This is a genomic window from Chryseobacterium aquifrigidense, from assembly GCF_006716485.1.
In the GTDB taxonomy this organism is placed as follows: Bacteria; Bacteroidota; Bacteroidia; order Flavobacteriales; family Weeksellaceae; genus Chryseobacterium; species Chryseobacterium vietnamense.
Window position 1 is genome coordinate 403,601 of the sequence record NZ_VFPD01000001.1, and the last position, 16,303, is coordinate 419,903.

The 16,303-nt window shown below is 37.8% G+C and carries 12 protein-coding genes; 8 read left to right on the forward strand and 4 right to left on the reverse strand.

Translation table 11 applies throughout. The annotated features are described in order from the left end of the window. Position 1: 1 nt before the first annotated feature. From FB551_RS01755 to FB551_RS01765, 3 genes are all read right to left on the reverse strand, one after another. The gene (locus FB551_RS01755; protein WP_047432330.1) at positions 2-1,159 is read right to left on the reverse strand and encodes an HlyD family secretion protein; all 1,158 of its coding nucleotides are present in this window, start codon (positions 1,157-1,159) and stop codon (positions 2-4) included. Positions 1,160-1,164: 5 nt separating this feature from the next. Continuing rightward, positions 1,165-1,530: a DUF3302 domain-containing protein gene (locus FB551_RS01760; RefSeq protein ID WP_082001976.1), complete on the reverse strand. Its 366-nt coding sequence runs from the start codon at positions 1,528-1,530 to the stop codon at positions 1,165-1,167. Positions 1,531-1,758: 228 nt separating this feature from the next. Next, a complete protein-coding gene (locus tag FB551_RS01765) occupies positions 1,759-2,337 on the reverse strand; it encodes a Crp/Fnr family transcriptional regulator (protein ID WP_226798597.1) in 579 nt (192 codons plus the stop codon). Positions 2,338-2,485: 148 nt separating this feature from the next. Here FB551_RS01765 and FB551_RS01770 point away from each other — a divergent pair, with 148 nt between their 5' ends. From FB551_RS01770 to FB551_RS01805, 8 genes are all read left to right on the forward strand, one after another. Then, the gene (locus tag FB551_RS01770) at positions 2,486-3,481 is read left to right on the forward strand and encodes an isoaspartyl peptidase/L-asparaginase family protein (RefSeq protein ID WP_142014416.1); all 996 of its coding nucleotides are present in this window, start codon (positions 2,486-2,488) and stop codon (positions 3,479-3,481) included. Between the two features lie 105 nt (positions 3,482-3,586). Further along, a complete protein-coding gene (locus tag FB551_RS01775) occupies positions 3,587-4,147 on the forward strand; it encodes a hypothetical protein (RefSeq protein ID WP_167497812.1) in 561 nt (186 codons plus the stop codon). Between the two features lie 14 nt (positions 4,148-4,161). After that, entirely contained in the window at positions 4,162-4,824 is a 663-nt protein-coding gene (locus tag FB551_RS01780; protein WP_142014421.1) for a copper homeostasis protein CutC, read from the forward strand. 125 nt (positions 4,825-4,949) lie between these two features. Further along, entirely contained in the window at positions 4,950-7,418 is a 2,469-nt protein-coding gene (locus FB551_RS01785) for a beta-mannosidase (protein ID WP_142014424.1), read from the forward strand. Between the two features lie 173 nt (positions 7,419-7,591). Continuing rightward, positions 7,592-8,500, forward strand: a complete 909-nt coding sequence (locus FB551_RS01790; protein WP_142014427.1) for an AEC family transporter — start codon at positions 7,592-7,594, stop codon at positions 8,498-8,500. 642 nt (positions 8,501-9,142) lie between these two features. Further along, positions 9,143-11,590, forward strand: a complete 2,448-nt coding sequence (priA, locus tag FB551_RS01795) for a replication restart helicase PriA (RefSeq protein ID WP_142014430.1) — start codon at positions 9,143-9,145, stop codon at positions 11,588-11,590. 161 nt (positions 11,591-11,751) lie between these two features. Beyond that, positions 11,752-13,221, forward strand: coding sequence for a D-alanyl-D-alanine carboxypeptidase/D-alanyl-D-alanine endopeptidase (gene dacB / locus FB551_RS01800; protein ID WP_142014432.1), 1,470 nt, complete (start codon positions 11,752-11,754; stop codon positions 13,219-13,221). Between the two features lie 83 nt (positions 13,222-13,304). Continuing rightward, positions 13,305-15,236 (forward strand): M1 family metallopeptidase, encoded by a 1,932-nt coding sequence (locus FB551_RS01805; RefSeq protein ID WP_142014435.1) that lies wholly within the window; start codon positions 13,305-13,307, stop codon positions 15,234-15,236. 67 nt (positions 15,237-15,303) lie between these two features. Here the strand turns inward: FB551_RS01805 and FB551_RS01810 are convergent, their stop codons facing one another. Beyond that, positions 15,304-16,182, reverse strand: coding sequence for a cupin-like domain-containing protein (locus tag FB551_RS01810; protein WP_142014437.1), 879 nt, complete (start codon positions 16,180-16,182; stop codon positions 15,304-15,306). Positions 16,183-16,303: the final 121 nt, after the last annotated feature.

Sequence of the window (16,303 nt, forward strand, 5' to 3'; positions counted from 1 at the left end):
GTTAATGAAGTTTAGGAATCAGGAAGTTGATCTTACTGTTGATGCGAACCATTACTTTTCGGATAAGATGAAGAGGTTTTACATGATCAGAATAGATCACTGCTGCTCCTCTTGCTCCCACTGTGAGCTGTTTCTGACTGTCTTCCAGGATAAACTTGGCAATAAGCTTTCCATCGGTTTCCGGTAATTGTCTTGCCGTATCAGGAAGTCCGGCTGTAGTACCGTTTCCGCCCAGCATTCCTCCGGCATTATTCATAATCCCCTGGCTTGTAGCATCAATCACATATTCAAGTCTGGCTTTCACTACTTTTCCCGGTTCGGTTTTCAGAGCAAGTTCCACTTCATTTCCTTTTTGTACGGCTTCAAGCTCGTTCTGAGCAAAGAATCCAATGACTGACTGCTGTTTCTGAATCAGAACAAATGCAGATTTGAAGGGTGCCATAATTGCTCCTTCATTCAGTTGAACATTCGGAATCACACCATCGGTAGGTGCGAGGACAACGGTTTGGGAAAGATTCCATTTGGCCTGTTCCAGCTTAGCCTGGATCTCAGACACTGATGAGTTTTCGCCACCATAAGAAGCATTGGATTTTGTTTCCAGTGACTGCTGTTGTGACTGGGCAGCACTGATTCTGGATTGCAGATCACGTACATTGGTTATAGCCTGGTCCAGATCAAATTTGTTGGCTGCTCCTGCCTGTACCAGTTCTTGGTATTGAGAGACTCTTTTGCTGGCAAGATCAAGCTGCGACTGTAATGCCATAATATTTTTTCTTGATGCTGATATATCTGCATCATAAGAATGTACGGTAGCTTTCATACTGCTCAGTTTAGCTTCCAGTGATTTAATTTCCTGTAGATAAGGTTCTCTGTCAATTACAAATAGAGTATCTCCCTTTTTTACTTCCTGGTTGGTCTTCACATATACTTTCTTTACCTTTCCTAAAACCTGAGTAGTAATATCCACACTTCGGTTTACTACCTTTACATCAGAGGTAATGGGACAGAAATAATTTAAACTTAAGATCAAAGCGATAGATCCGAAAATAGGTAGTGAATATACTATTACCTGTGTGGTAAATGTCCATGGGATCAGTTTTAATTTTTTAATGAGAAGCCAGCATATTCCGGCATATATTGCGACTAGTAATTCCAGCATGTTTTTTAATTTTCGATGGGTTTAAATTCTTCTTCAGGTAAATCCTTGTTGTCTGTTTCTTCTTCAGTCGTCGTCTGGTTTCCATAGTTATAGTTGGCCCAGATTAAGGCAACCGGCCATAACAGACCACCAAAGATTAGAGAAAGAAGGCACATGCTTTTGATAGCATTCAGTTGAGGATGATTCTTCTTTTCTGCTACTTTTTCCGGATAAATATGAGCTTTCCAGAAGATATAAATTCCGGCAGCAGGCAGTACAAATAGGATAAGCCAGGACGCTCCGTCGGCTATTTTGTCTTCAATATTGCCTGTAGATGCCTGTACAAAATTGCATGCGAGTAACAGGCAGAGAATGGTGGTTATTCTTTGCATAAAATATAAAATGGTAATAAAATGTTGACTTAAGAAAATACAGATTCAGATCCGGAGGAATATCCGGACGATCATATTTTAATCCTGTTAAGATGTAAAGACTATTCTATACGGTGGAATGCTTTGAAGATGTTGATATTTTTTTTCATTTGGTTTTTTTATATGTGAAGAACAAGTTTTTGACCGGACAAAATTATACTGAATGGAACAATTAAAAGTATTCTTAAGTTATTTTTTTCCTTGATTCTTTTTTTTATTGTCGCGGGCCGTAATACGGGAAAGAGAGTTTGGAGTAATGCCCAGAAAATTAGCAATATACTTTCTGTTGGCATTTTGACAGACAAACGGATGATTGTTCAGAAAATCCTCATAACGGGAAAGCGGTGAGCTCCTGCAGAACTGCTCTGTGCGGGCAGATAAAATGCTGATAATCTGTTTTAAAGATTTCAGATACAAATTGTAAATTCCTTTATGCTGAAAGGCAGTCTGCTCAAATTCTCCTTTGTTAAAAAGAAAAATCTGAGAATCAATTACAGCTTGTATCGTATACTTTTTTGTGCCTTCAGCTGAATAGGATTCCGGGCTTTCCAGAAAGGCAACCTCTTTTTCTGAGGGCAGAAAAGTATTAATTTCAACTCCGTTTTCATCGTCAAAGAAAAATCTGAGAAGGCCATTGGTCAATATAAACAATTGATTAAATGGCTGGCCGGGTTCTAAAAGTTTTTCTTTTTTTCGAAGAAGTTTAGGAGTACTGATGCTTGCAAGGACTTGGATTTCTTCATCCGATAATTCCTTAAAGCAATCCATTTTTCTAAAGGTTTTAAACATATATATTAATTAAAATAACCATTATAAAAATAATAAAAAATAGCAAAGAAAAATAGTGAGAAAACGATATCATTTTCAATGGATTTTTTTAAGATATTTGCTTTGTATTAAATAATTCTTACATCCAATGAACAATAACCGAAGAAGTTTTATCAAAAAACTGGGAATTGCAACCGCAGCACTTACCATTAACCCTTTGGAGCTGATGGCCGGAGAACTGCCTGAAAACAAAAAAATCATCAATAAACCTATCGTTCTTTCCACCTGGAATTTCGGATTAAAAGCCAATGAAGAAGCATGGACCATTCTTGGAAAAGGAGGAAGAGCCTTAGATGCGGTAGAAAAAGGAGTACGTCTCGTAGAATTAGACCCGAAAGAAAGAAGTGTAGGATATGGAGGCCGTCCGGACAGAGACGGAAGAGTGACGCTGGATGCCTGTATCATGGATGAGAATTATAATATCGGTTCCGTAGCATGCTTGGAACATGTTAAAAACCCGATTTCAGTTGCGAGAGCTGTTATGGAAAAAACGCCCCACGTTATGCTGGTAGGTGACGGAGCATTACAGTTTGCCCTTTCACAAGGTTTTAAAAAAGAAAATCTTCTTACTCCCGAATCAGAAAAAGAATGGAAAGAATGGTTAAAAACCAGCCAGTATAAGCCTATTGCCAATATTGAAAACCACGATACCATAGGAATGATCGCTTTGGATGCGCAGGGGAACCTTTCCGGAGCCTGTACTACCAGTGGAATGGCGTTCAAAATGCACGGAAGAGTAGGAGATTCTCCGATCATCGGAGCAGGTTTATTTGTAGACAATGAAGTAGGTGCTGCGACGGCAACAGGTCATGGTGAAGAGGTCATAAGAACAGTAGGAACGCATCTTGTGGTTGAGTTGATGAGACAGGGCAGAAATCCACAGGAAGCCTGTAAAGAAGCCGTGGACAGAATTGTAAAAATCAATCAGCGAAGAAACAAAAATCTGAAGGATATTCAGGTAGGTTTTATTGCCATCAATAAACAGGGAGAATATGGTTCTTACTGTATTCAGGACGGATTCAACTTTGCGGTGCACGATCAGAAAGGAAACCGCCTTGAAACTCCCGAATTTGCTTTGAAATAATTAAAAATTCAATAGGAATGTGCTATAATCCTGAGCATAGACGAAGGAAGCCCATTTAAACAATAAATGATATCCATTGGCTTTAGCCAGAACATAAAAACAAATATGAAAAGAACGATCATCACTTCTTTGTTTCTTATTATTGCCTGCAAGGAAGAAAAGAAGGAGATAAAAACAGATGCCCAATCAGTGCAGACAGAAGAAAAAGTAGTTTTGCATAATAAATCCAATGAAGCTGAAGCTGCTAAAAAATGGTTGGAAAAAAGTATTGTCGATTATTTTAAAGCTGACATCGGAAGTGAAGAAAAGAATATGCGGAAAATCACAACCAAAGACTACTTCGATTATAAAATGGATGCGATGAATGTTGATCTTGATGTTGATGGAAGTCTTACCGATAAAGAATTTCAGGATAAATGGAAAACCAGATTTGATGTAAGTAAAGCAGGTGTTGGAGCGGGCTTCCTGATTACAGCACAGGACTGGGATAAAATTGAAGTTGGAAGCTGTGATTTAGAACTCTCCTCAAAAGATGAATATCTATTCAATGTAGTGCTGACAGACAAAAATTTTAAAGCAGAATATCCGTCAGTAATAAAAGTAGTAAAAGAAAACGGTTCCTTTCTGATTGCAGATGTACTGCAGGACGAACCAAAGTCAAATTAAATAGATACAATACAATGTCAAAAATAGAAATAGCTTGTTTTAATCCTGAATCAGCGATCATTGCTTTTGAAAATGGGGCAGACAGAATAGAATTATGTGATGGCCTGAGTGAAGGTGGAACTACTCCGGACTTCGAAACCATGAAAAAACTTCGTGAAAAAATTACGATCCCTATATTTGTAATGATCCGTCCCAGAGGAGGTGATTTCACGTATTCGGATTCAGAATTTGAACAGATGAAAAATGATCTTGTTCATTTGAAATCTTTACAGGCAGATGGTTTTGTATTCGGTATTCTGGATGAAAATGATGAGGTTAACATTGAACAGAATAAAGTCTTAGTAGAATTGGCAGCGCCACTTCCATGTACTTTTCACCGTGCTTTTGATCGTGCTGCGAGTCTGGAAGAATCGTTGGAAAAAGTAATTGAATGTGGTTTTACCACCATTCTTACTTCCGGCCAGAAACCGAATGTATCTGAAGGAAAAGAAAATCTTAAGAAACTGGTTAAACTTTCCGATGGAAGACTAGAAATCCTTGTAGGAGGCGGACTTCGCTCATCCAATATTGAAGAGATAAGAACAATTACCAATGCGGGTTACTTCCATTCTTCAGCCATTACGGATGGTGGTGCTTTTGCCAACGCGGATGAAGTGGCTGCGTTGAAGAATAAATAATACGTTATATACACTTAGTTTGCCGTTCCAAACGCAGCAGGAACCTAGTTCTTGTGGTAGAGATTCCTTCGTACCTCGGAATGACAAAATCACTGGTATGGTAACAATACAAAACAAATTTATTGATGAATAGAACGATCCTTTTTGCTTTTCTTTTCACACAGAATATCCTTTTTGCACAGTTTTCCCAAAGGAGCTTGTCTTCAGAGAACTGGCAGTTTAAAAATTCTAAAGATCAAAACTGGCTTCCTGCGAAAGTTCCGGGAACCGTTCATCTGGATTTGATGGAGAATAAGATCATTTCTGATCCTTTTAAAGATGAAAATGAAAAGAAAGTACAATGGATTGAAAATGAAGACTGGGATTATCAGACAGCATTTACAGTTTCCTCTCGGGATTTAAAGAACGATAATATTGACCTTGTTTTTAACGGATTGGATACATTTTCCGAAATCTACCTTAATGGTCAGCTGCTGAAGAAAACAGACAATATGTTCAGGAAATGGAATATTCCTGTGAAACAATATCTAAAACCGGGTAATAATGTATTGCAGATTAAGTTGCAATCTGCTGTCAATACCGGAAAAGAACTTGCTAAAAAAGTTCCGTTTACCATGCCGGAATCCCCAAGAAGCTTTGTAAGAAAAGCACAGTATCAGTTCGGATGGGATTGGGGGCCAAGACTGGTTACGGCAGGAATATGGAAAGACGTTCAGCTTGAATTCTGGAATAATGCTAAAATTATTACGGTTAAGGATATTCAGAAGAGAGTTTCTGACACTTCCAATGATCTACGTTTCGACGTAGAAATTTATGCTCAGAATGCCGGTGATTATATCTTGGATCTAAATAAAATTCACAAAAAAGTATCTTTAAAAAAAGGAAGCAATACAATATCGGTTGCTTACAAAACAGCCGGAATGAAGCTCTGGCAGCCAAACGGACGCGGTGAAGCTCACCTCTACGATTTCGAGGTAAAGCTTTCCAAAGATCAGAAAAATATTGATGCTAAGAATATCAGGATAGGATTAAGAACCGTAGAATTGATTCAGGAAAAAGATGAAAAAGGAAAATCATTCTATTTTAAAGTAAATGGGCAGCCATTGTATATCAAAGGAACCAACTGGATTCCGGGCGATAGTTTTTCACCAAGAATGACCTGGGAAAAATATCAGAAACTGATCAAAGATACAAAGGACGCTAATATGAATATGATCCGCATCTGGGGTGGCGGTATTTACGAAGATGAAGAATTTTACAAAGCCTGTGATGAAAACGGAATCCTGGTCTGGCAGGACTTTATGTTTGCAGGAAGTTTTTACCCTGCGGACGAAGCATTTTTAAACAATGTAAAAGAAGAAGTAAAAGATCAGGTCAACAGACTTCAGAATCATCCGTCTATTGCTTTGTGGTGCGGCAATAATGAAATTGATGAAGCCATTGTCAACTGGGGATACCAGAAACAGTTCAATTATTCAAAAAACGATTCACTGCAGGTTTGGAAAGACTATAAAAAGTTGTTTCATGAAGTCATTCCCAATGCATTGGCAGAAAACCTGAAGTCAGATAAAAATATATATTGGCCAAGTTCGCCGTCTATCGGCTGGGGACATAAAGAAAGCCTTACAGAAGGAGATTCTCACTATTGGGGTGTTTGGTGGGGTGAGCAGCCCTTTGAAATTTATAATGAAAAAGTAGGACGTTTCATGTCTGAATACGGTTTTCAGGGAACACCAACTCTTGAAACTACCAAATTCATGTTTTCAGGAATTCCGGATTTAAATCTTCAGAATCCAACGATAAAAGCACATGAAAAACATGCCAGAGGTTGGGATATTATCAATGAATACCTGAAGCGTGATTATAAAATTCCTACGGATTTCGTACAATACAATTATGTTTCACAGCTTTTACAGGCAAGAGGGATGCAGATCGCCATTGAAGCCCACCGCCGTGCAAAACCTTACAATATGGGAACGCTGTATTGGCAGCTCAACGATTGCTGGCCCGTAGTTTCCTGGTCTTCCATTGATTATCTTGGAAACTGGAAAGCCTTCCATTATCAGGCGAAAAGAAGCTTTGAACCTGTTTTGGTATCAATTGCCGAAACCGATAAAAGTTATGACTTTTATCTGATCAGTGATCTCGCGAAAAGATTTAATGCAGATATTAATTTTGAGCTCATTGATTTCAAAGGGAAAATACTTTGGAAAGCCAATCAGTCAGATATTATCAATGCTGATGTGAGTAAGAAAATCCGAAGCATCAATAAGACAGAGCTGGCTCAGTTTGATTTGTCGGGAGCTGTTTTAAAGATCACTTCTGAAAAAGACACAAAATTCGAAAAGTTGTACTTTTTTAATAAACCAAAAGATCTGAAACTCTTGCAACCTGAGATTAAAATCAGGAAAATATCACCAACTGAAATTGAAATCTCAACAGACGTGCTTGCAAAAGACATTTATTTGATTGGTGATACTCATTTCAGCGATAATTTCTTTGATCTGTTGCCGGGAACTTCAAAAAGAATAATACTTTCAATGCCCTTGGAAAATATAGAGGTGACGAGTCTTTGGGATGTTATAAAGAAGTAAAATATATTCTGAAAAAATTATTTCAAGCAGTTATAAATTTCCGGCAGGTAGATCTATAAACCTATAAGGTTTAAAGCAGAAAAGTTTTATAAGAAATTCTACCAAAAAAATATAAATTTTACCCTTCCAACTCAAAAATCAGCCGTAAATTTGCCTCATATTTTATTACAGTTATGGTAAATTTTGTTCTGATTGCAGTGTGTATCATTGCAGGAATGGTATTCAAAGCAACAAAATCTATCCACCCCGATGCTCATAAAGGCATCAATACCTGGATTCTTTATCTTGCTCTTCCGGCAGTTTCGTTTAAATATCTGCCCAAAGTAAAATGGACAACAGAAATGCTGTTCCCGATTGCAGCCACATTTTTAATTTCGGTGTTCTGTTTCTTTTTTATGATGTTTTACAGTAAAAGCAGGGGATATTCAAGAAGGTCCAGAAGTACGTTGGAATTGGCAAGCGGGTATAGTAATACTTCATTTATCGGATTTCCCTTAATCAGTGCCTTTTATGGCGAAGGGCTTCTGAGTATTGCGATTATCTGTGATCAGACCATGTTTTTTGCCCTTTCCACGCTCGGAATTATTGCTGCCGTAAAAGGAGGCAGTAAATCCGGAAAAGTAAGTGCTGTTTTTATTTTAAAAAGACTCATTACATTCCCTCCATTAATTGGCTGTATATCTGCTTTGGTATTGTCTCAGTTCATTGACTTTACCGTTGCAGAACCTTTCTTTGATAAGCTGGCAGCAACGGTAAGTCCGTTAGCTCTGTTTTCAGTCGGGTTACAGTTGAAATTTAACGGATGGAAAAAACTGATTCCTCAAATGTCTATGTCCATGCTTTATAAATTGATCCTGGCACCTGCAATTGTTCTGGGCATGGCTTTATTATTGGGAATTAAAGGGAATGTGGCAAAAATTACAGTATTTGAAGCGGCTATGCCAACATTGGTTACTTCAAGTATCATTGCAGAACAGTTCAGACTGAATACAAAACTGACCAATCTGATCATCGGCGTCAGTATTATAGTAGGATTTTTCACTTCCGCATTCTGGTATCAGATTACAGAACTTCTTTTTTAATGATGAGTCATCGTTTATTAATATGAACGGAGGGATATCTTTGCTGAGTGGAACGCCCTTGCGCACGAATTACAACGATTCATCTAATCTTTTGCGGACATTGCGTTTAATCCATGTTTTGACTAAAGTAGATCGGGATTTTGATTATTAATTAAACGGACTAAAGCCCGTTTCTATTGAATTTTGAAGCTGATTATCTTTCCATCTCCTGATATCCTTGCTGAGTGTAACGCCTTAGCGCACGAATTAAAAATGATTCGTCATACCTTTGCGAACATTGCGTTTAATCCAGGTTTTGACTAAAGTCGATCGAGTTTTTGATAATTAATTAAACGGACTAAAGCCCGTTTCTATTGAATTTTGCAGCTGATTATCCTTCAAGCTTCTGGTATCTTTGCTGAGTGTAACGTCTTAGCGAACGAATTAAAAAGGATTCGTCATATCTTTGCGAACATTGCGTTTAATCTATTTTTTGGCAAAAGCCGATTGCTATTTTGATTACTAATTAAAACGGATTAAAGTCCGTTCTATTGATTTTTTTTCTGAGCTGGGTTTGACGGTCTGTTAAAGGAATACGAAAGAATCTCCACAAAGTTGCAGTTCTCTCAGGAAAAATCTAATTTTACACCTTAAATATTTCCCTTGCAATACGCTCAAATTGTCTTACCCCTAAACCTGAAAGGATCTTTCACTTATAAAGTTCCCGAAGAAATGATGTCTGAAATCCAGCCCGGAATGCGTGTTCTGGTACCGTTTGGCGGGAAAAAGATCTATACGGGAATTGTATTTGAGCTCCATGATAATGCTCCGGAAAACTTTGTGGCCAAAGAAGTTATCAGCATGCTGGATGATCAGCCGATTCTGCCTCAGGAACAGATTGATTTCTGGAACTGGCTGTCAGAATACTACTTGTGCAGTCTTGGGGAAATCTACAGGTTTTCATTTCCTTCTTCTTTAAAACTGGAAAGTGAAACCTATTTAAAATTAAAACCAGGAGCGATCATCGATTTTGAAAATCTGGATGTTAACGAAATGTATCTGGTTCAGGCATTGGAAGTTCGACAACTGATCAATCTGACGGATATTGAAGCATTTATTCCTAAAAAAGATATCATCAAAACCATCAATTCGCTTATTGATCTTCAGTATATTGAAATTGATGAGAAAATTGCTGAAAAGTATAAAGCCAAAGAAGTGGCTTATGTAAGAATTAATGATGAGGTTTTGGCCAATCAAAATCTTACGGATATTCTTTTAAAACTGAATAGAGCACAAAAGCAGAAAGATCTTTTCCTGCTTATTCTGGACAAACAGACGGAAAATCCTGATGTTCCCATTAAAAAATCGGAACTGTTTGAGGATGGTTACTTTGGAAGTTCCCACTTCAAACCTTTGGCGGATAAAGGTCTTGTGGAAGAATACTTCATGCAGAAAGACAGAATTGAAAGCTATGAAGGAGAAATTGAGGAGCTTGAAGAACTTTCCGAACAGCAGAAAACAGCAAAATCTGAAATTGATGAAGCTTTTGAAGAGGGGAAAAATGTTCTGCTTCATGGTGTTACTTCATCCGGGAAAACCCATATTTATTTAGAAAAAATAGATGAATGCATCCGCGACGGAAAGAATGTTCTGTTTTTACTTCCCGAGATTTCACTGACCAAGCAGATTACCCAAAGATTAGAGAAAAAATATGGCAGGCAGCTAGGTTTTTATCATCAGAAACTGACTGATTTTGAACGAGTGGAAGTATGGAGAAGAATTAAGCAAAATGATATCCGCATTCTGATCGGGACCCGTAATGCTTTGTTTTTACCTTACCGTAATCTGGGGCTTATCGTAGTAGATGAGGAACATGATTCTGCCTACAGACCAAGAGAGGTTTCTCCTTATTTTAATGCTAAAGATGCGTCTCTGGTGTTAGGAAAGATGTATAAGGCCGGAGTTATTCTGGGATCGGCTACTCCTTCTGTCGAAAGCTACTACAGCGCCCGGAAAGATAAGATGAAATATGTTTTCCTGAATGAAAGATTCGGAAATGTCAATCTGCCGGAATATGAGCTGATCAATTTCAAAGAAGCTCAGGAATCTAAAAAGGTTTCGGGAAACTTCTCTTTGAAACTCATTGAGGAGATTAAGAAAACGGTGGATGAAAAAAATCAGGCCATTGTTCTCCATAACCGTCGTGGTTATTCAAACGTTATAGAATGTGAAAGCTGTGGCTATGTGAACTACTGTTCGAATTGTGATGTGGTCATGACGTATCACAAAGCAGCAAATGAAATGAAATGCCACTACTGCGGACAAAGAGCTTCAAAACCGAAGACCTGCCCGAAATGCAATTCTGAAAAACTGAATGAAAGAGGAGTGGGCGTAGAGCAGATTCACGAAGAAGTTACCAGGCTGTTCCCTGAAAATGAAGTAGACAGAATGGATGTAGATTCCATGCGTAAAAAATTTGCCTACGAAAAACTGTACGAGAAGATTGAAGATCGAGAAACAGATATCATTGTAGGAACTCAAATGATTTCCAAGGGACTGGATTTTGATCATATTGAACTCGTTACCATTCCAAAAGCAGATTCCTTATTATATGTACAGGATTTCAGAGCAGAAGAAAGAGCGTATCAGCTGATCACACAGGTTTCAGGAAGGGCTGGAAGGGTTTCGGGAAAAGGGAGAATCCTTATTCAGACCTTTAATCCTGATCATTCCGTATTTCAGCTGATCAAGATGAATAATCCTGCAAAAATCTATAAATATATCCTTACAGAGCGGCAGAAATTTCATTATCCGCCTTTCACCAAGCTGATCATGATTGAGCTGAAACATAGGAGAGAGGATAAAGCCGACCGTGCTTCTCAGTTTCTGGGTTCTATCCTCAGAAAATATCTTCCTGAAGAATGTGTTTTAGGTCCGGAAAGAGCACAGATTGCAAAACTGAATAACTTCTATCAGTTCCAGATTATGCTTAAGCTTCCCCGGGGAAAAAACTATGACAAATTCAAAAATATGGTTTTGATAAGTTTGAAAGAATTCGATGAAATCACTGCGTATCAAAGCATTAAAAAAGATGTTTTTGTTGATTTTTAACAATTTTTAACAAACTTTACACTCTTTTATAAGGGGTCGGTGATCCGTTATATGACAATAATTTCTACTTTTGGACGTTGATTAAGTGTTTGGCTCTTTTACCGAATGATTTAACCTTTCATTTTTTATAGAGTCAAAACTACAGAACAAAAAGAAGATAGATGGTAAATTTCAGAAAATATATTTCAAGTGCGGCGGTGTTGGCTTCTGGTCTTTTCCTGGCTCAATCTACCGTTTCTACCGTTCTCTATTCCCAGAATTATGACAATCAGAAAAGCAGTTTAAATCTGCCTTCACCCGTTAGCACGATGGTGGAGAAAACTGTTTTGTCAGCAAAAGAACTGGTAGACATTAATGTAAACACAATGATGGCGGATCCTGTGCTGAAAAATGCAACCTGGGGATTCGTAGTGTATGACCCGAAAACGAAGAAGGTCATTTCTTCGTACAACGAAAATACTCCTTTAGTACCTGCTTCTACGACCAAATTACTGACAACGGAAACGGCTTTAAATATGCTGGGTGAAAATTACCGTTGGATGACTCAGCTGGAGTATTCTGGAACTATAGATGAAAACGGAGTTTTGAATGGAAATCTTTATGTAATAGGGAGCGGAGACCCTTCTTTGGGAACAAACAAAGCAGGTGCAGCATCTTATAGAGATATTATTTCAGATTTCGTAGGCGGCGTTTCAAGAGAGGGAATCAAAAAGGTAAATGGTGATATTATCATTCAGACAGCGCTTTTCAAAGGCAATATTTCAGTGCTTCCGGAAAATGTTGTATGGTTGGAAAACAATAATTATTATTTGCCTGCAGGAAGTACCCGAGATATCAACCCGGCCAACGAAAAACTGATCGTTAAAAAAGGGGGTTTCTCTACAGAAAAGAAATTTTTCTACGTTTCCCCTTACAATCATCAGATGGTATATGCTGATAAATACGAAGGAAACGGAGTTTTAACAACCAAACTTCCTGATGCACCGGCTTATCTTGCCAACTCTTTCAGAACAACATTGGTAAAAAGCGGAATTCCTGTTACAGGAAAAGTAACTCCGAAAATGACCGATGCAGCACCGGAAGGCAGAAAAATGCTTTCAGCATATAAATCTCCCACTTTAAATGATATTATTTATTATACCAATCAGCACAGTGATAACTCATTGGCAGAAGCATTGCTGAGAACTGTAGGATATCAGAAAATGGGTGACCAGACCTCAGAATCGGGAAGAATAGTGGTAACTAACCACCTGAAAGATGCAGGTTTTGATATGACCGGACTTAACTACATTGACGGGAGTGGACTTTCAAGAAGTAATAACGTAACCCCTATTTCTCAGGTGAAGTTTCTTACTTCTCTGATGGATCAGAAGTACTACAGATCTTATCTGACTTCTCTGCCAATCGGCGGACAATCCGGAACATTAAAAAGAATGTTCAATGCAGGAGGGAACGGACAGGTTTTTGCTAAAACAGGAACTCTGAATAAAGTAAAAACATTAGCCGGTTATCTGAAAACCAATTCAGGAAAAACATTGGTTTTTTCTTTGATGGTGAATAATTATTCCGGATCGGTAGATATGGTGAAGAAAAGAATGGAAAAAATTCTTGAACCTGCACTGGATTTGTAAAATTTTTTTATTTTATATATTATAACAGCCTTTTAATCATGGATTAAAAGGTTTTTTTTATATTTGATTAAATTTTTCTAAACATGACAAAATTGTACCTTTTGGTGTTGGGATTTTTATTATCTCAGCAATTTTATGGCCAGAAGCAACGGCAGAATACGGATATGAAAGGATTAATCGAAAAAGAGAAAAAATCCTTCACCCAAAAGATGAATATCGGGAATATCAATCCCAATACCCTGAATTACGACTTACAGTATCAGAGAATGGACGTCAGCCTGGATCCTGCGGTATATAATATTTCAGGTTCGGTAACTTCACATTTTAAACCTACACAAAGTATGGGAAGCATTTATTTTGATCTTTCCAATTCATTAACGGTTTCTCAGGTGAAATACCATGGGACTAACATTACAAGCTTTCAGCAGCTTCCTTCAAAAGAACTGAAAATTGATTTTCCTGCTTCCATTCCTGCCAATACATTAGATTCTCTTACGATTTATTATGCAGGAGCACCGTCTACAAGTAATGATGCTTTCAAAACTGCTCTTCAAAGCGGAACTCCGGTACTTTCTACTTTGAACGAACCTTATGGCGCTCAGGACTGGTTTCCGACAAAGCAAAGTTTAAATGATAAAATTGAAAGATTTGATTTTAAAATTACCACTCCATCCAATTATAGTGTAGCTGCCAACGGAAAGCTGATGTCTGAAACTTTTCCTACAGGAAGTACCAAACTTACTTTCTGGAGAACGATGTATCCTACACCGGCTTATCTGATCGCGCTGTCCATTACCAATTTTGTTAAGCTTAATGATACCATCGGAAATCCTCCTTTTCCTTTTGTGAATTATATTTATCCGTCTACGAATTCAAATGCCACCAGTATAGCCAATATAAACTGGACAAAGCAGGTGATGAATACTTTTGAAACCTATTTTGGTTCTTATCCTTTCCGTAATGAAAAATATGGTCACATGGAGTTTATGTATGGAGGAGGAATGGAACATCAAACGATGTCTTCTATGGGAGGATGGAGCAAACAGCTGATTGCCCATGAGCTTACTCACCAATGGTTTGGTGACAAGGTAACCTGTGGCGCATGGAATGATATCTGGCTGAATGAAGGTTTTGCAACTTTTGGAGAACATCTTGCCAACGAAAAGCTATTGATGACCAACACAGAATTTCTGAATTATTTACAAGGGCAGTCCAGCTACATTACTGCAAGTACAACAGGAAGTGTATATGTGCCGGATTCCGGACTTTCCAGCATCAATAGAATATTCGACAGCAGATTGTCTTACGCTAAAGGAGGATATGTACTGAGAATGCTGAAGTGGATCTTAGGTGATGCTGCATTTTATCAGGCACTTAAAGATTATCATGCGAGACCGAACCTGGCGTACAACTATGTGCGTACAGCTGATTTTAATGCTTCTTTGCTTCAGTCTACCGGAACAGATTTTACAGAATTTTTCAATGACTGGGTCTTTGGCGAAGGATATCCTACTTACACCATCAAGTGGATGCAGGGCGGAAATCAGGCTTTATTTAAAGTTTCTCAGATACAAAGCAGTGCTAATGTTAGCTTTTTTGAAATGCCTTTACCCATTAAAGTGACAGGAACTGCAGGCCAGACTGCTTATTTTGTCCTTAATAATACATCCAATAACCAAAGCTTTTTACAGTCGGTAACATTTCCTATTGCAAGTGTTCAGTTTAATTATGAATACCAGATTCTTGAGAAAAACTCCACGGTTGTTCAGGATAATACGTTAAGTGTTTCTTCTGTTGAGAAAGATGGTTTTGGCTTGTATCCGAATCCTGCAAAAAATGAAATTAATCTGAAAGGTATTAATAAAGCAGTAGATTTTACAATTCACGCAATAGATGGAAAACTGGTTGGAAAAGGAATTTATCAGCCGGGTAAAGCGATTGGAATAGCAGAATTGGTTCCGGGAGCTTATTTCATTACTATTGATGAAAAGAATATTAAATTTATCAAACATTAAAAAACAAAAGGTAAAGTACAAAAAATTACATTTACCCATAACAATTATACTATACCAAAAGAAGCTTTCAGATTTGAAAGCTTCTTTGTTTTCTTGCAGCTCTGGCACCTCGTTTTCTGGCTGTTTTCACTTTGTATTCAAACCATTTTTCTTTGAATATTTTACGCATCAGATTATCAAAATGTCTTGTGATGACTAAATTTTTGAAGCCACGCCATTTTTCAAGCGGACTTGACGGAAGTGCCCTTACTGATATGGAATAACCTTCTGTATCATATTGAATATAATGCCACCAGCCGGAAGGAATATAAAGCGTTTCTCCGGGTTGGATGACCGCTTCATACCCATTTAAATAAAGCAGCGCCGGATATTTTCTGTAATCAGAGTTTTTAATCTGAGTCAGACTGTGGAAGTTGTAGGGGAGTTTATACATGAAGTCGGACTGTTCCCAAGGAAAAAGCCATATTCTTTTGATTCCCTGAAACTGTGTGATAAAAACATGAGACATGTCAATATCAATATGATTTCTGGTGACAGATCCTTCCCCTCCAAAAAACATAAAGGGCAGCCATTTCAGTATTTTACCATTTGTGACATCATTGTAGATGAGATCATTCTTTAATTCTGGTTTTATTTTCAATAAATTAAATAAAAAAAGTCTGTGTTCGGTAGGAGCTGACTGAATCAGATCCAGATATTCCGAAAACGTAGTCTGTGCAATGGGGTCACTTGCCACCCTGTCCAGAGAATCAAGCTCACTGCCGTAGATATTCACCCTATGATCTCCTGCAATTTCTTTGAAATAGTCATAATTCCACTTTTTGAAAGCGGGACTTTCAGGATGAACAAAGTCTTCAATAATAACTGGAACTCCCGGCTTCATATGGTTGTTGATAAAGGTTTCTGAACTGGTCGTCTTTATTTTTTGTACCGGCTTTAATCTCATACGCTCGAATTTTAAGCAAATATAAATATTATCCTACTAAATTTGTAGACTAATAATGTTAAAAGTGAAAGCCCTGTCATTTTTTTAGAATTAAACTTATAAAAGGTTTTATTTTACTGCC